Genomic DNA, 16,225 nt, shown 5'->3' with positions numbered 1-16,225 from the left:
ATTGCTTCCATTTGCAGAACATCATACTTGTTATTTTAATTTATGGAAATAGTATTATTTTGACTCAAACCCAAAACAAGCAGAGCTTCTCTATAATGGATTTGTATGGGGTCTTTTTGCAAGTAGTGTAAACGAAGACTATTTTGTTGAAAAAGAGCGAGAAACTGGAAAAGGTCATGCTGATCTTCTCATTATTCTGAAAGAAACAGCTCCTTATCCAATTGCTATAATTTTAGAGTACAAAATTGCAAATGGAGAAGAAAATATAAAAGCTGCTGCACAATCGGCTTTTAATCAGATAGAAGCAAAAGATTATAGTTCTAAAATTAAATCTTATAAACATGTTACAAAAATTATTCGTCTTGGTCTTGCGTTCTCGGGAAAAGACGTTGAAGGATATTTTCAATAATTTTGAAGAAATTGAAATAAAGCAATGGCGCACCCGAGGGGATTCGAACCTCTGACCTTTGGCTCCGGAGGCCAACGCTCTATCCAGCTGAGCTACGGGTGCTGAGTATTTAGTCTGTATATCCTAAACGAACACCACAAGCAATAATAATGAGTTAAGAAGAGAATAATATAGCCCCTATGAAAAAAAGGTTGGAGGAAGTTAGTTCCCTCTTAGGTTAGGCTTTTAATGAGACCGTTACACATGCCTATTCTTTTGACCTAGAAACCTCTTTATTGATAGTCGTATCTTTTATATGTCATTGCTTAAGTTTTATATCTTCTGAAAGGGTAAAATCTATTATAGCTCCTCCTGTCGAAATTTGAGCATTATAATAAAAATAACCTTTATCATCATATGCATTTGAATATGTAAAGATCAATTTATTTTTCTAAAAATTCTCTTTAAAATCTGGCGGAAGAGCAAATGAATTTCCTAAAAAAATAAGAACAGAGGAAGAGTGGTTCTTTTGAATCATGGAAGGTGGTAAATTAACTGGAAGAAGCGCTTTAAGAGTTGATTTTCCTTTATTTTCAAAAGGTTTAAAGATTTTTTCTAATGTGCGCAGATCTTCAAGCGTCGTTATTTTGATAATCTTTTCAGATTCTTGGGTTGCTAAAATTTCTTCAAAGAGTTGGATAGATTGAGCGGTTAAGCGCACAGCTTCTCCGTCTCCTCGTGCAAGCAAGGTAACACAGACAAGATTGCCTTCTTGTAACAGATCTTTTGCGCGCGCAAGGAGCTCAGAAAAAATTGTGACTTCGAGCAACCCAGTTGGATCTGAAAGCTGAAGAAAAGCAAAAGCATTCCCATTTTTTGAGATTTTTTTCTGTAGCCCCGTAATGACACCTGCAAATTTATAAATTTTCGAATCACTGTCTTTAAGATTTTTAAGGTCTGATGCCACAGAAATATCCATTCCTTTAAAAGAATCGAGATAGTTTTCAAGCGGATGTGTGGAAAGATAAAAACCAACAGCTTCATATTCTTTTTGCAATTTATCAAAGAAAGACCATTCTTCAAAAGGTTGAAGAGCTTCATTTTTTAAAGGAGCATTCGTTTCAATCCCAAAAAGACTTGGATGGGAATTTTCGTCTTTTGAATGACTCTCATTCGATATTTTTATTAATAAGTCTACGTTTTCAAAGAGTTCATGACGATTTGGATAAAGAGAATCAAAGACACCGGCACAAATCATTTTTTCAAGCTGACGTTTGTTCATAACTTTATTTGTGTTACGGGCGGCAAAATCAAAAATACTTAAATAAGGCCCATTTTGCATGCGTTCCTTAACAACGCTTTCCATACTCCCCTCGCCTACATTTTTTATAGCTGAAAGCCCATATCTTATTGCTTCTTTTTTATCATTCATTTGAATACTAAAAAGAACATCCGATTCATTAATATCAGGCGGTAAAATTTCAATTCCCATTTTTTTTGCCTCAAGACAACTATCTTGAAGCTTATCAATATTCGCGCGGTCATTACAAAGCGTCGCTGTTAAAAATTCTATTGGGTAGTTTGCCTTTAAATAAGCGGTTTGATAAAGCAAAAGAGCATAGGGTGCTGAATGGGACTTGTTAAAGCCATAACCTGCAAATTTGGCCATTTGATCAAAAATTTCATGGGCAACTGATTCTGGAACATCGTTTTTAAGAGCTCCTGTAACGAAGATTTGCCGTTGCGCATCCATTTCGGATTTTATTTTTTTACCCATGGCGCGTCTCAACAAATCAGCAGATCCTAAACTATAGCCTCCTAAAACTTGAGCAATTTGCATCACTTGTTCTTGATAAACCATTACACCAAAAGTCTCTTTTAAAATTGTTTCTAAAAGAGGATGTCCATAAACAACTTTTTCATGCCCATGTTTGCAGGCAAGATAACGCGGAATATCATCCATTGGTCCAGGACGGTATAATGCAACAAGGGCCACCAATTCTTCAAATCGATCGGGTTTTAATTGACCTAAAACATCTCGCATACCCGCACTTTCAAGTTGGAAAACGCCATGTGTTTCGATGCGATTTAAAAGAGCAAAGGTTTTGGGATCATCTAAAGGAATTGAGGAAATTTCAAACGGAATTTCTTTTAAACGAATGAGTTTTGCAGCATCTTCAATAATGGTAAGCGTTTTAAGACCTAAGAAATCAAATTTAACAAGCCCAGCACGTTCAACATATTTCATACTAAATTGTGTCACAGGCATAGCCGACCGAGGATCACGATAAAGGGGTATAAGTTCCTGTAAAGGACGATCCCCAATAACGAGCCCTGCAGCATGGGTTGAAGCATGTCGGTAAAGTCCTTCAAGATCTTGTGCAATTTCTATAAGATCTCGAATCATAGGATCATTTTTTTGAAGAGATTGCAGCTCAGGTTCATGTAAAACTGCATCTTCTAAAGAAATAGGATTTGCCGGATTATTTGGGATGAGTTTGGAAATCTTGTCAACTTGAGGGTAAGGTATTCCTAAAACACGTCCAACATCGCGAATAACAGCCCGGGAAGAAAGCGTTCCAAAGGTAATAATTTGAGCAACACGCTCTTTTCCGTATTTTTTTTGAACATATTCAATAACTTCTTCCCGTCGATCTTGACAAAAATCGATATCAAAGTCTGGCATTGAAACCCGTTCAGGATTTAAAAATCGCTCAAAAATAAGATTCAGTGCGATCGGATCAACATCGGTAATTGTTAAAGCCCACGCAACAACCGACCCTGCGCCAGATCCACGACCAGGACCAACAGGAATTCCATGCGACTTTGCCCATTGAATAAAATCAGCTACAATTAGAAAGTAACCTGCATATCCCATTTGAATAATAACATTCAACTCATAGACAAGTCTTTCTTCATAAGGAACCTTATTTTCAATATTAAGAGCTTGAAGTCTCACCAAGAGTCCTTCATGGGCCATTTTTTTTAAAAGCTCAGGTTCATCATAATCACCATTTGTTGAAAAAGGAGGAAGAATCGGAACGTGTTCTTCTGGCTTATAACAACATCTTTTAGCAATAACGGATGCATTTAGATAAGCCTCAGGAAGGTCTTTAAAAAGCAAAGCCATTTCTTGAGATGATTTCAAGGAGTGCTCTGCTGTGACACGCCGACGATTTTCCTGATAAACATATGTTCCTTCTGAAACACAAAGGAGCACATCGTGGGATTTATAGAGCGAACGATCTTGAAAATAAACATCATTGGTTGCCACAAGTGGAATCTTATGAGAATAAGCAAGATCTATAAATTTTTGCTCTGTTTTCTTTTCATCATCTAAATTATGACGCATAATTTCAATATAAAGCCGATCTTTAAATAAATTTTGAAGTTTTTTTAAATAATCTAAAGCTTTTTCGTCTTGATTTTTAAGAAGGAGCTGTCCAATTCCTCCCTGTGGCCCTCCTGTAAGGGCAATAAGACCTTCTGTTATATTTTCTTGGGAAAGATCTTCAAAAGAAATATGAGGAGGATCTTCAGGGTTTTTTTCAAGAAAAGAAAGACTCACAAGCTTTAGCAAGTTTTTATAACCTTGTTCTGTTGCAACTAAAAGAACAATAATGTCGTCAAAAGAAGGTTTTTGTGGAGACGTGGTTTTTATAAAAGAGCTTTTTTCATCTTTGTAGGATTTAAGCTTAAGCTGACACCCTATAATAGGTTGAATTCCTTGTTCAGCAAGAGACAGTGAAAATTCAAGAGCACCAAAAAGATTTCCTGTATCTGTCATTGCGATTGCAGGCATTTTATGCGTTTTTAAGAGCATAGGAATATCTTTGATTTTAAGAGCGCCTTCCAGAAGAGAGTATGCCGTGTGAACTCTTAAATGAACAAAAGGAACCTCTTCAAGGGAAAAGCCTTCAAAAGTATTTTCTGTAAGATTCATTTTTTATTTTCAATCAAAGAAATAATCAGGTTACGTCTAAATAACGCACATGGTATGTTTAATCATTTATTAAGACACCATCTTCAAGCTTTACAACACGGTCCATTTGACGCGCAAGATCCAAATTATGCGTCGCAATCAAGCATGTAAGAGAAGATGCTTTTGCAAAAGAAAAGAGTTCTTGAAAAACTTGATCTGATGTTTTTGGATCTAAATTACCCGTTGGTTCATCGGCACATAAAAGTCGTGGCTCATGAATTAAAGCACGAGCGATGGCAACACGTTGTTGCTCTCCTCCCGAAAGTTGAGAAGGCGTATGATAAAGCCTATGAGAAAGACCAAGTGTTTCAAGAAATTGTTTCGCTTTTTCTTGCGCGCTTTCAAAATTTTCACCTTGGATAAGTTTGGGCATTAAAACATTTTCAAGAGCTGTAAATTCAGGAAGAAGATGATGAAATTGATAAACAAAGCCAATTTTTTTGCGACGGATAAGTGTACGATCAAAATCTTTCAAATGTTCGCAGGATTCTCCTAAAATTTCGACTTCTCCCTGATTCGGCTTATCTAAAAGGCCAGCGATATGCAAAAGAGTTGATTTTCCAGAACCAGAAGGACCAATGAGTCCAACAATTTCTCCGACACGAAGATCCAATGAAATTCCTTTTAAAATATCAAGACGTCTTTCTTCTCCTTCAAAGTAAGATTTTTGAACATTTTTCAAAGACAAAACGAGAAGAGAGGTCTTATTCATATCTTAAAGCCTCAACAGGATCCAAACGTGCCGCACGCCAAGCTGGAATTATTGTAAAGATAAAGGTTATCGAAAGCGATGTTAAAACCGTTACTAAAACTTCATCGACTTGAACAATTGCAGGCAACTTAGACAAAAAGTAAATCTCAGCATTAAAAAGATGTTGCCCCGTTAAAGACTCCATAAAATGTCGAATATGCTCGATATTAAAGCAAAAAATAAGACCTAAAAAGACACCTGCACAGGTTCCAAAAAAACCAATACTCGCGCCTGTTAAAAAAAAGATTTTTAAAATTGATGCGCGCGTGGCTCCCATTGTTCTTAAGATACCAATATCTTTGGTTTTATCTTTTACGAGAATAATCATACTTGAAATAATATTAAATGCGGCAATCAAGATAATAAGAGTTAAAATAATAAACATAACGTTTCGCTCCGTCATAATGGCTTCAAAAAAAGGTTTATTAGAGTGCCTCCAATCAACAATCCGGACACTTCCGTTTGTTGCAGCAATTAAATTGGGAAGAATGGTATCAAGATCCTCTCTATTCTTTAAAAAAACTTCAAGATTGGAAACAGCCGCAGGACTATTTTTCTCAACATTTTGAGGATATCGGTAAAAAGTTTGCGCCGCTTCAAGAGAAATAAAAACAACGCCAGCGTCATACATATTATTTCCAGACTCAAAGACACCAATTATACGATAATCTTTATAGCGTGGAACACTCCCAAAAGCCGTCACATTCACTTCTGGAGCCATAAGACGAAGTATGTCTCCTTCATCAACACCCATTTTACGCGAAAGAGCTGATCCAATCAAAATGGTATCTTTGCCTTTTAAAGATTGAAGATCTCCAGAACGCATATTATCTGCAATTAAAGGACGGACCATAAGATCTTGAGCGTTTATCCCTCTAACAAGAACCCCTGTGGCTGCTTTTTCCTTAACCACCATAGCCTGTCCCTCAATAACTGGATTAACATGTGCTATCCCTTTAATTTTCATCAATTGATCTTCTAAACTCTTAGAGTTAACTAAAGGTCCTGAAAAGGCATATATCCCAATATCTCCATTAAATCCAAGTATTTTTCCAATAAGCTCTGAACGAAATCCATTCATAACAGACATCACAATTATAAGCGTTGCAACACCTAACATTATTCCTAAAAAAGCAAGGCTCCCAATCACTGTGATAAAAGTTTCTCGTTTTTGTCCTTTCCGAGAAAGGCTTAAATAACGGCTTGCTAATTTACGTTCAAAAGTAGAAAAAATCATGAGGATTTTCGATCTCTATTTTTAGTAAATTTTTCAATAACTTCTGGTACTGAAAGGGTTTCTCGTCCCCCAGTTTTTCGGCATTTTATCTCTATTTTATTCATGCTTAAGCTGCGCCCTCCAACAATGATTTGCCAAGGAATACCGATAAGGTCCATGTCTGCAAATTTAGGCCCTGCTCTCAAATCCCGATCATCATATAAAACCTCAATGTTTTCTTTTTGAAATTTTTGGTAGAGATCTTCGCAGACTTTATGCGTATCTGCTTCTCCCATATTTAAATTAATAAGACCAATTTGAAAAGGAGCAACACTTTCAGGCCAAATAATTCCATCTTCATCATGACTCGCCTCGATAATTGCTGCCACAAGGCGGGAAACACCAATACCATAAGAGCCCATTTCGACAGGAATAAGCTGACCGTCTTCTCCTGCTACACATGCATTCATAGGTTCTGAATATTTTGTTCCAAAATAAAAAATATGCCCTACTTCAATTCCGCGGGCCTCTTTTAAATTTTGAGGAGAAACAGGACATGTTTTAGGATCATGTTTTTCTTCTGCAGCGGCATAAAGATGCTGAAGTTTTTCAATATCTAAAGAAGATAAATCTTTATGTCTGAGATTTTCAAATTCTTTATCATAAAAAATTTTGCTCTCGCCTGTTTCAGCAAGAATATGGAACTCTTGACTCATATCACCCCCAATTGCTCCTGAATCAGCTTTAACTGGGATCGCAACTACACCAAGTCGTGCAAAAGTTCGTAGATAAGCTTCAAACATTTTGCGATAGGACGTATAGGCTCCTTCTTTATTAAGATCAAAAGAATAATTGTCCTTCATTAAAAATTCTCGTCCTCTCATTATTCCAAAACGAGGCCGGATTTCATCTCGAAACTTCCATTGAATTTGATAAAGATTTTTTGGAAGATCCCGATATGTTTTTACAAATTTTCGAAAAACATCGGTAATGAGCTCTTCATTCGTAGGTCCATAGAGCATTTCCCGTTCATGTCGGTCTTTAATTCGAAGCATTTCTTTTCCATAATCATCATACCGTCCACTTTCACGCCACAGTTCGGCACTTTGTATTGTCGGCATTAAAACTTCTTGTGCGCCAGCCCTATCTTGTTCTTCTCTTACGATGGTTTCAATATTCTTCAGAACACGTAATCCTAGGGGAAGCCATGTATATATTCCGGAACTTGAAAGACAAATCATCCCAGCTCGTAACATTAATCGATGAGATGGAATTTGAGCTTCTACGGGAAGTTCTTTAAGAGTCGGTAAAAAATAGGTACTCCAACGCATATTAATCCTCAATTTAACTCTGAAATTTTGAAATATTTAAGTTTTTCCATAATGGATGAATTTTTAAGAAAAGGAAAGTTTTTAAGAACATATTTGAAAACTATTTTGAAAAAATTCTAAATTTCATTCAAAGTTTCAAAAAATATCTGCGTTTCCCCTCTATGCCTTTATTTATACATTTTATTTATACGATGAAATTCAGGAAAATTAAAATTTTCCAAAAAAACTTGAAAATAATATTATACATTTTTATATTATATTTAAATTTGTTTTTATTAAAAAGTTTCAACAATTTAACTCTTTGGAAATAAAATGATTTTATTAAGGTCTATTTTAACACGTCTTTTGATTGGATTTCTTTTAGCAATTTCTTTCTCTATTGGTCTACAAGCTGTTACTTGGGAAGAAATGACGCCTGCGGAGCGTGATCTTCCTGGAGCCATTTTTAGGAGAGTAAAATCATTAACCACATCTTTTGAAGATCTGAGAAATACAGGCGCCTATGGAATTCATTTTAAAACAGAAGAAAAATTTCTTGCGTCGCGGGGAGAATATTTTAACGACATGTTTTTAAAGGCGCATAGAACCTTTGTTGAGACATATGACTCCATTTTAAGAAAAGAAGATTTGTCATTATGCGACAATCCAGAGATTGGAAATGAATACAAAACACATATTAGAGACTCTATCACAAGGCTTTATAATCCTATTCAAGAGATTTTTGCATCTTTTCATGCAGATCTTTTACCCCCAGGTCAATTTTCTCGAGCCAATCTAGAAACGTGGTTTAACCGGTGGTTTAAAAAAGCGCAAGAAGGAGGAAATTATGTTCTTGAACCTCAATTAGAAGCACTCAATCGCATTGCTCCGGGTCAGCTTTCTGATCGATATCGCCCTTATTTTTTCCTTGATTATGGCACCTCCTCAAGAGCACAAGGGTCTATAGCAAGAGCAGAAAGACCAGCTTTTGCTGCAGCTTCACCCCTGAACGTCATAGGATTAGAATTAAAGGACGTGCTTCCTTCTGTAACAGCTCAAGCTTTGCCTACAAGAGTCCTTCCTCCAACAATACCAAGCCCTCATTTACTCGTCACTTCTTCAGCCGCTGCTTCACAGCACTCTACTTCTCATGTCGCGACTGGGCAAACAAGGCCTGTTCTTTCTCCTAAAGCCGATTTAGGTGCTTCTAAGCATGCGCCTGTCTCTGCAACACCTGTAATGGTCTCACCTTCTCAAACACGTGTGCAATTTTTAGAGAGCAGTCCTGGAAAATTTTATGATTTGGGATTAACTCATAAAAGATATAAATTAAGACTCACAGAAGGACGACCAGACAGGGACGAACATATCAATTTGCTCTGTAATAAATTTAGTATTCCTTGGGCACGTGTAATGCTTGGAGAAATAACATCCTCAGAAGATTTAGGCTACAAGCAATTTCTAAGACGCTTTGCGTCTGACGTGAATACAGGAAATCAGTTTCCGCTAGAAGCAAAAATCAACTCTGCCGTTGTTCTTCCTATCCTTAGAGGTCTCTCATCCTCTCCTTTGGATCATCTTTTTGAAATTCACCACCTCGAAAGGCCAACCTTACCTTTTGCGCTTGCAGACTCTGACCTACGCGTAATGAATCTTTTTAAAGGTTTCGAATTAGGAGAAGATTTTAAAGGAGGACTTGCTACACTTAAAAGGCATAACTTTATATCTGAAGAATTTCAAGCGGTCCCCCATGACCTCTTTTTGAAAGCTCTCACTTACCTTTGTCAAATACATACCGCTTTCCCAAATGACGAAGTTGTAAAGACGCTTGTTGCACAAGCATATGGGCTTATTCTTGATCAGAATGGCAAATGTGCCCGTGGTTTATTTGGTCGTTCTTTCCTTCTAACTGAAGCGATAGCTCAAACACTTGTTATAAAACTTGATACTCCTTTTCAGAGGTAAATTTTATTAAGAAGACATAAGGAATCGCCAAATCTTTTCTTTTCCTTTTTGTATTCCAATACGAGGTGTGGATTTAAAGGAAGGTTTTTTATTTTCTGAGGAATCTAAAAGATAAAAAGACTCTGAATGCACGAGATCGATATTATGATGTTTTTTTGTTAAGGAAAGATGACGGCATATCTTACCAGGACCATCCAAAAGCTGTGCTTCTGGTTCAATTAATTTGAGTCCACGAATCAAAACAGCTCCTGGAGTTCCTTCTTTTTCTGAAACAAAATTTAAGCAGTGATACATCCCATAAATGAAATAAACGTAAGAAATCCCCCCGTTTCCGAACATAACTTGCGTTCGGGGCGTCGGCCCCCGATGAGCATGGGAGGCAGGGTCATCATCTCCTCGATAAGCCTCAGTTTCAAGGATAATTCCTTTAAAATTTTGAAAAACCATTGTTTTTCCAAGAAGATTTTGAGCAACTTCAACTGTATGTTTCTCAAAAAAGTCTCTTTGAAGGCGTTTTAAAGACATTCTAAAACTCCCTTATAGAAACATGTTAAATCTACACCATTTCGCCTTCTTTCATTTTAGGCTTAGAGGAGATTAAAAACAATATTTTATTTAAAAACAGCAGGTTAACATAGTAAATTAAAGAAGCCCTTTTTCTTCTAATAGAACTTGAAGTTCACCTGATTGATACATTTCACGAACAATATCACATCCACCAATAAATTCTTCTTTTATATAAAGTTGAGGAATCGTTGGCCAATTTGTGTATTCTTTAATACCCTCACGGATTTCGGGATTTTCAAGGACGTTTATAGCTTTAAAAGGTACATTGAGCGTATTAAGAATTTGAACAACAACGGCGGAAAAGCCACACATAGGAGCATCAGCTGTTCCTTTCATATAAAGAATAACAAAATTTTCCCGTATATCTTTTTGGATTTGTTCTTTAATAGTCATTATATCCTCTTTTAAGAATGTGATGTTTTAATGCTTAATGCATGGAGTTCTTGCTTCATGCATCCTTGCAAGGCCTCATAAACCATTTTATGTTGTTCCACACGGGATTTACCAAGAAACTCTTTGGAAATAACATGGACCGAATAATGATCTTGATCTCCATGGGTATCTTGTAAATAAATAGTTGCAGTTGGAAAAGCCTGACGTAAAAGCCTGTCAATTTCTGAATGCTGAATGGGCATGATATTTTGATGTCTCTTTTAATTTTAATAAGGCGTCTCTAATAAAATATTCTTCTCTATATCATGACCCCATACACCAAGCCTACGGGCAACTTCTTGATATCCAGCACTTTCATTTCCAAGATTTAATTTAAAGCGATCTTTATCCATGGGTTGATTTGAATTTAAATCCCATAGCCGGCAACTATCAGGTGTAATTTCATCGGATATAACGAGCCTTATATCTTCACCAAATTCCCCATAAAGTCTGCCAAACTCTAATCTAAAATCAACAAGACGAATACCTATTCCAAAAAAAAGCCCTGTTAAAAAATCATTTACACGATAAGCAATTGTCATCATTTCTTCGATTTCAGAAGGAGTAGCCCATCCAAAAGCCGTTATATGCTCCTCGCTCACAAGAACTTTGTCTTGATTTTCATCTTTATGATAAAACTCAACAATGGTACGGGGCAAGCGAATCCCTTCATCAAGTCCAAAACGTTTTACAAAGGAGCCTGCTGAAACATTTCGAACAACAATTTTAAGAGGAATAAGATCAAGGGCCTTAACGACTTGTTCGCGCATATTAAGACAACGAACAAAATGTGTTGAAATTCCAAGTTCTTCCAGTTGGGTCATGAGAAGTTCAGAAATTCGGTTATTGAGAACACCTTTTCCTTGGATAATACCTTTACGGTCAACAGCGGTCATTTCATCTTTAAAATGTTGAATAAATGTTCCAGGCTCAGGGCCTTCAAAAATAAATTTCTCTTCACTCTCGTAAAGAGGGATGCGACGAAGTGTCCGTTGAGTCATTTTATAAGTTCCTTAAAAAATATATCTCAGTGTCTTTTTATCTATAGCAAGTTCAGAGAGCCAAAACAATCATAATGATGTCTTATAGATTTAGATGGCGCGTAAACGTTCAAAAAAATCCTTTAAAATTTGCACACATGCCGTCTCTTCGATTCCACCATAAACTTCGGGTCTATAATGGCAACTTGTGCTTTCAAAAATACGTGGTCCATGTTCAACGCCACCTCCTTTAGGATCATAGGCTCCAAAATAAAGACGTCTCAATCTTACAAAAGAGAGCGCTTGTGCACACATGGGGCAAGGCTCAAGAGTCACATAAAGATCCATTTTATCCCAAAATCGTTCATGGCCAAGAAACTCACAAGCTTTTTGAATTGCAATCATTTCTGCATGACCTGTAGGATCTCTGCGTGCCTTCATTTCATTAGAAGTTTTTGCAATGATTTTCCCCGTGTGAGCTTCTACAACAAGGGCGCCAACAGGCACTTCTCCATTTACGGCAGCATTTGCGGCCAGCTTTAGGGCTTCTTGCATATAGTCTCTCGGTTGATTTATTTTCATTTAAAGATCTATAATTTAATGCTAAGGTCGAAAGGATATAATAACCCCTTTATACCTTATCCTCATTCATAATCTCTATGAAAAAAACGCGATGAAAAAAAATATTCCTCCTCTTATTGGAATTACATTAGACTCAAGTATTCCAAATGCTGACGGAAGTCATGAAGGATACTCTCAATATGAATGGTATGCTGTTCGTGAAAAATACCCAACTGCCATTTCGAAGGCCGGTGGGATCCCAATCCTACTTCCCCATGAAAAAAATCTTATTGATAACTACCTTTCAAATTTAGATGGACTTGTCATTACCGGAGGAAGAGTCGATATTGATCCGCATTTCTATGGAGAAAAAACATATCATCCATCCCTAACTTTAAATTCTAAGCGCACGCAATTTGAGTTCCTTCTCATAAATAAGGCACTTGAAAAAAATATGCCTATTCTTGGCATTTGTGGAGGACATCAACTTTTAAATGTAGTTTTCGGAGGGACCCTTTTCCAAGATATTCCTTCTGAAAAAGGCGCTTTTTTACCTGCCCATTATTCTAAATGCACACCGCTTCATAGTTATGCACATTCTGTTACAATTGTTCAAGATACATCCTTATTTCAAATTTTAGGAGCCTCCCCTTCTTCTTTTGAGGTTAATTCTGCGCATCATCAAGGAATAAAAGATCTTGGAAAAGGTCTTAGAGCCTCTGCTTTTAGTTCTGATAACCTTATTGAAGCAATTGAATCTGAAGAACATTCTTTTGTTATGGGGCTCCAATGGCATCCAGAATTTTTGCTGGATGCTTTCTCTTCTCGTATTTTTTCAGCTTTTATAAATGCTGCTTACATCCACAAAGGATCTTCAATTTAAATGACTCTTCCTAAAACTCCCTTAAAGATACGTATAGCAAAAGCAATTGCTGATCGCGGATATTGTTCAAGACGTGCTGCAGAAACACTCATTTTAGAAGGAAAGGTTTTTGTGAATAATACAAAACTCCTTACGCCAGCTTTTCTTGTTTCTCCGGAAGATAAAATCCGTATAGAAGGAAAAGAGCTCTTCGTGCGCAAAAAACCTCGTTTGTGGTGCTTTTATAAACCAAAAGGCCTTTTGACATCTCACAAGGACCCTCAGGGAAGACCTACTGTTTTTTCCTTTCTTAAAGAAAAGTTTCCCAAAATGCCTCGTGTTATTTCTGTTGGGCGGCTCGATCTTAATTCGGAAGGGCTTTTGATTTTAACGACCTCCGGCGCACTTGCGCATTATATGGAACTTCCAAAGACGAAATGGATTAGAACCTATCGTGTACGCGTTTTTGGACCCCTGGATGACACGATTTTAAAATCGATCAAAAAAGGCGTTTTAGAAAACGGTATCCTCTACAAACCCCATAATATTCAGTTGGAAAAACCTCTCAAAAAAGAAAAAGTTTCTCAAAATAATTGGGTTGAAATCTCTCTGGTAACAGGCAAAAACAGAGAGGTTCGTAAACTTTTTGAACATTTTAATCTTCAAGTAAATCGATTAATTAGGCTTTCTTATGGGCCTTTTGTACTTGAAAATCTTAAACCAGGTGCGTGCAAAGAAATTTATTTTGAGAATTTGGAAGAACATTTTCCAAAGGAACTCTTAGATGCTTAGAATTATTGGAGGAAATTTTCGAGGACGTCTTTTAGATTTTCCTCCCTCAACAATCACACGCCCAACATCTGATCGTGGACGCGAAGCTATTTTTAATATTTTAGAACACCGATTTTGTCTGAAAGATGGGACTTCCATTTTAAAAGGCGCTGTTATTCTTGATCTTTTTTCTGGATCAGGCGCTTTTGGATTCGAAAGCTTATCGCGCGGCGCTTCTTTTTGTATATTTGTTGAAAATAATCCTAAAGCGCTTTCTGTTCTTAACGCCAATCGAAAATCTTTAAATTTTATTGAAAATAGCATTATCTTAACACAAGATGCGCTCAACCCCTTTGATTTGCCTTCTTCTTTTAAAAATTTTAAGTTTGACCTTATTTTTATAGACCCTCCTTATCAAAAAGGGTATGTTCTGAAAACTTTAATGATGTGTGCTGAGAAAAAGTATTTTTCCGCTCAAACACTTTTTATTGCTGAGATTGAAACAACAGAAGAGATTTCTATGATTCGAGATAATTTTATAATTTTAGAAGAACGTAGATATGGACGCGCAAAATTCTTATTTGGGAAACAAAAACTTTAGGATCTAAAAATGCTTCAAAAAACATATAATTGGATTCTAAAAGAATCTCAAAAACCTTATGCGAATTGGGTGCTTGGAATCGTCTCTTTCCTTGAGAGTTCAATTTCTCCCTTTCCTCCCGACCCTCTTATGATTCCTATGATTCTCTCTTCCCCTCAAAAGGCATGGCGCTTGGCTTTTTTGACAACGCTGACATCTGTCCTTGGTGGGGCCTTAGGATACATGATTGGATATTTTCTATTTGAAACAGTTGGCGAGTGGATTATTACAACCTATGGGCTCGATCAGGCATTTTTAAAACTTAAAGAGCTTTTTAATGCCTGGGGCTTCTGGATTATTTTATTAAAAGGATTGACGCCTATTCCTTTTAAAGTTGTTACATTGACAAGTGGTGTTACAAGACTTGACGTTATGACATTTTTAGGTGCAAGTGTGCTTTCGCGGGGGCTTAGATTTTATATTGAAGCCTTTCTCCTTTGGAAATACGGTACAAAAGTTCGTAAACATTTAGAAGGAAATCTTATGCTCTTTACGATTATAGGGATAAGCGCTCTTATAATTGGATTTGCAGTGTTGAAGTTTATCACATAAACTATAAAAAAATATATGAAGGACCATCCCATGATTTTCTTTGATCGCCTTAAATTTATTTTTTTAACGGCATTTCTTGTGGGAAGCTTTGGGCTTTTAACAGCCTATATCCTTCAATATGTTTTTAATTTTCCTCCTTGTATTCTTTGTACCTATGAACGTATCCCTTATATACTTTCGCTCATAATTGGCTTTTTGGGATGGAGGCGTCCCAAAGCTTTTCCCAAAACTCTTATCGTAGTTCTTTTTCTTACTTTTTTAAGTGGAGCAACCCTCTCTTTTTATCATGCCGGCATTGAACATGGTGTTTTTCCTTCTTTCGGTGCCTGCGGGGGAAATGCCCAAGCTCTGACAGCTGAAAGCGTTAAAGAACTTGAAACCCTTCTTCTTGCAACACCAGTTGTTCGATGTGATCAAGTTTATTTTAGACTCATAGGTCTCTCTTTAACCGAGTATAACTTTATCTTTTCCTTCCTGATAACAACCTTTTTAGGCTTTATTTTTTGGCATTATCAAAAAAGGAAGCCAGAATGAAAGTTTTTTGTTTTATTTTATAAGTATCTTTAAAAATGGCCGCTATGACATCTCCGCTAACCCCTCTTATTAAGTCCATGATTCGCGTCAATCAAGCCGGTGAATATGGTGCAAAACGCATATATGAAGGTCAGCTTTCTCTTCCATTAAGCTCAGAAGATAAGAGCCTTATTCAAGAGATGCTTATCGAAGAAGAAAATCATTTACACCTTTTTAATCAACTTGCAGAAAAATATAACATTCCTCCCACAGCTCTTACCCCATTTTGGCACATTGCAGGATTTGGGCTTGGCGTTGCTTCGTCACTTTTGGGAAAAAAAGCAATGATGGCTTGTACCGTTGCTGTCGAAGAGGTCATAGATGAACATTATCAACATCAGCTTAAGACACTTCGTTCAATCCGAGAAGATTATGAAATTGAACTTCAAACTCTTATTGAAAAATGCCATAAAGATGAGATTGCACATCGCGATTTGGGAATTGAGCACCAAGCAGAAGAAATGATGGCATATCCTGTTTTTAAATCTATTTTAAAAACAGGAATAAAACTCGCCATTTCTCTTTCAAAGCGCTTTTAATAATTTTTTAGACATAAGTTTTAAAATAAAGAAAAGCTTTTTTACTGTTCTTAGGTTGTGTGGACAAAAATTTTTAAGCTGTTGAAATAAAATGGAAAGTGGTAGTTTCTCGTTTGAAAGACAGAGGAGAAACTAC

The 16,225-nt window shown here is 36.6% G+C and carries 16 protein-coding genes, 1 tRNA gene and 1 pseudogene; 8 read left to right on the top strand and 10 right to left on the bottom strand.

The features are described 5' to 3' along the window. Positions 1–79: 79 nt before the first annotated feature. Positions 80–409, top strand: a pseudogene (locus tag JSS34_06235) (PD-(D/E)XK nuclease domain-containing protein). Positions 410–434: 25 nt separating this feature from the next. Here the strand turns inward: JSS34_06235 and JSS34_06230 are convergent. From JSS34_06230 to JSS34_06210, 5 genes are all read right to left on the bottom strand, one after another. Continuing rightward, positions 435–511: transfer RNA gene (locus JSS34_06230), tRNA-Arg, on the bottom strand. Positions 512–839: 328 nt separating this feature from the next. After that, complete coding sequence (gene dnaE / locus JSS34_06225) at positions 840–4,331, bottom strand: DNA polymerase III subunit alpha (GenBank protein MBS0185921.1); 3,492 nt, start codon at positions 4,329–4,331, stop codon at positions 840–842. 58 nt (positions 4,332–4,389) lie between these two features. Next, positions 4,390–5,082, bottom strand: a complete 693-nt coding sequence (locus tag JSS34_06220) for an ABC transporter ATP-binding protein (GenBank protein MBS0185920.1) — start codon at positions 5,080–5,082, stop codon at positions 4,390–4,392. Then, on the bottom strand, positions 5,075–6,358 hold the full coding sequence (locus JSS34_06215) for a lipoprotein-releasing ABC transporter permease subunit (GenBank protein MBS0185919.1): 1,284 nt from the start codon (positions 6,356–6,358) through the stop codon (positions 5,075–5,077). The genes JSS34_06220 and JSS34_06215 overlap by 8 nt, the downstream gene beginning before the upstream one ends. Further along, a complete protein-coding gene (locus JSS34_06210; GenBank protein MBS0185918.1) occupies positions 6,355–7,668 on the bottom strand; it encodes a proline--tRNA ligase in 1,314 nt (437 codons plus the stop codon). Before JSS34_06210 ends, JSS34_06215 begins: the two co-directional genes overlap by 4 nt. Positions 7,669–7,980: 312 nt before the next feature. Here JSS34_06210 and JSS34_06205 point away from each other — a divergent pair, with 312 nt between their 5' ends. Beyond that, positions 7,981–9,612 (top strand): hypothetical protein, encoded by a 1,632-nt coding sequence (locus JSS34_06205; GenBank protein MBS0185917.1) that lies wholly within the window; start codon positions 7,981–7,983, stop codon positions 9,610–9,612. 6 nt (positions 9,613–9,618) lie between these two features. On the opposite strand, the gene JSS34_06200 is transcribed toward JSS34_06205, so the two are convergent. The 5 genes from JSS34_06200 to JSS34_06180 form a co-directional block, all read right to left on the bottom strand. After that, the gene (locus JSS34_06200) at positions 9,619–10,137 is read right to left on the bottom strand and encodes a DNA-3-methyladenine glycosylase (protein MBS0185916.1); all 519 of its coding nucleotides are present in this window, start codon (positions 10,135–10,137) and stop codon (positions 9,619–9,621) included. A 117-nt stretch (positions 10,138–10,254) separates the two neighbouring features. After that, the gene (gene grxD, locus JSS34_06195) at positions 10,255–10,572 is read right to left on the bottom strand and encodes a Grx4 family monothiol glutaredoxin (GenBank protein ID MBS0185915.1); all 318 of its coding nucleotides are present in this window, start codon (positions 10,570–10,572) and stop codon (positions 10,255–10,257) included. 11 nt (positions 10,573–10,583) lie between these two features. Next, positions 10,584–10,814: a BolA family transcriptional regulator gene (locus JSS34_06190; GenBank protein MBS0185914.1), complete on the bottom strand. Its 231-nt coding sequence runs from the start codon at positions 10,812–10,814 to the stop codon at positions 10,584–10,586. Positions 10,815–10,838: 24 nt separating this feature from the next. Then, positions 10,839–11,612, bottom strand: coding sequence for a phosphoribosylaminoimidazolesuccinocarboxamide synthase (locus JSS34_06185; GenBank protein MBS0185913.1), 774 nt, complete (start codon positions 11,610–11,612; stop codon positions 10,839–10,841). 90 nt (positions 11,613–11,702) lie between these two features. Further along, positions 11,703–12,173 (bottom strand): nucleoside deaminase, encoded by a 471-nt coding sequence (locus JSS34_06180; GenBank protein ID MBS0185912.1) that lies wholly within the window; start codon positions 12,171–12,173, stop codon positions 11,703–11,705. Between the two features lie 91 nt (positions 12,174–12,264). On the opposite strand from JSS34_06180, the gene JSS34_06175 reads away from it, so the two are divergent. Genes JSS34_06175 through JSS34_06150 form a run of 6 tightly spaced genes read left to right on the top strand, consistent with a single transcriptional unit; the run spans position 12,265 to position 16,089 of the window. Continuing rightward, entirely contained in the window at positions 12,265–13,035 is a 771-nt protein-coding gene (locus JSS34_06175; GenBank protein MBS0185911.1) for a gamma-glutamyl-gamma-aminobutyrate hydrolase family protein, read from the top strand. Then, positions 13,036–13,806, top strand: a complete 771-nt coding sequence (locus JSS34_06170) for an rRNA pseudouridine synthase (GenBank protein MBS0185910.1) — start codon at positions 13,036–13,038, stop codon at positions 13,804–13,806. After that, positions 13,799–14,386, top strand: coding sequence for a 16S rRNA (guanine(966)-N(2))-methyltransferase RsmD (gene rsmD, locus JSS34_06165; protein ID MBS0185909.1), 588 nt, complete (start codon positions 13,799–13,801; stop codon positions 14,384–14,386). Before JSS34_06170 ends, rsmD begins: the two co-directional genes overlap by 8 nt. A gap of 9 nt (positions 14,387–14,395) precedes the next feature. Then, positions 14,396–14,977 carry a DedA family protein gene (locus JSS34_06160; protein ID MBS0185908.1) on the top strand — a complete coding sequence of 194 codons (582 nt, stop codon included), beginning with the start codon at positions 14,396–14,398 and terminating at the stop codon, positions 14,975–14,977. A 30-nt stretch (positions 14,978–15,007) separates the two neighbouring features. After that, complete coding sequence (locus tag JSS34_06155; protein ID MBS0185907.1) at positions 15,008–15,511, top strand: disulfide bond formation protein B; 504 nt, start codon at positions 15,008–15,010, stop codon at positions 15,509–15,511. A gap of 44 nt (positions 15,512–15,555) precedes the next feature. Next, a complete protein-coding gene (locus JSS34_06150) occupies positions 15,556–16,089 on the top strand; it encodes a demethoxyubiquinone hydroxylase family protein (protein MBS0185906.1) in 534 nt (177 codons plus the stop codon). Positions 16,090–16,225: the final 136 nt, after the last annotated feature.

The organism is Pseudomonadota bacterium (assembly GCA_018242545.1).
GTDB lineage: Bacteria > Pseudomonadota > Alphaproteobacteria > 16-39-46 > 16-39-46 > 16-39-46.
This window is presented reverse-complemented; position numbering and strand designations above follow the sequence as displayed.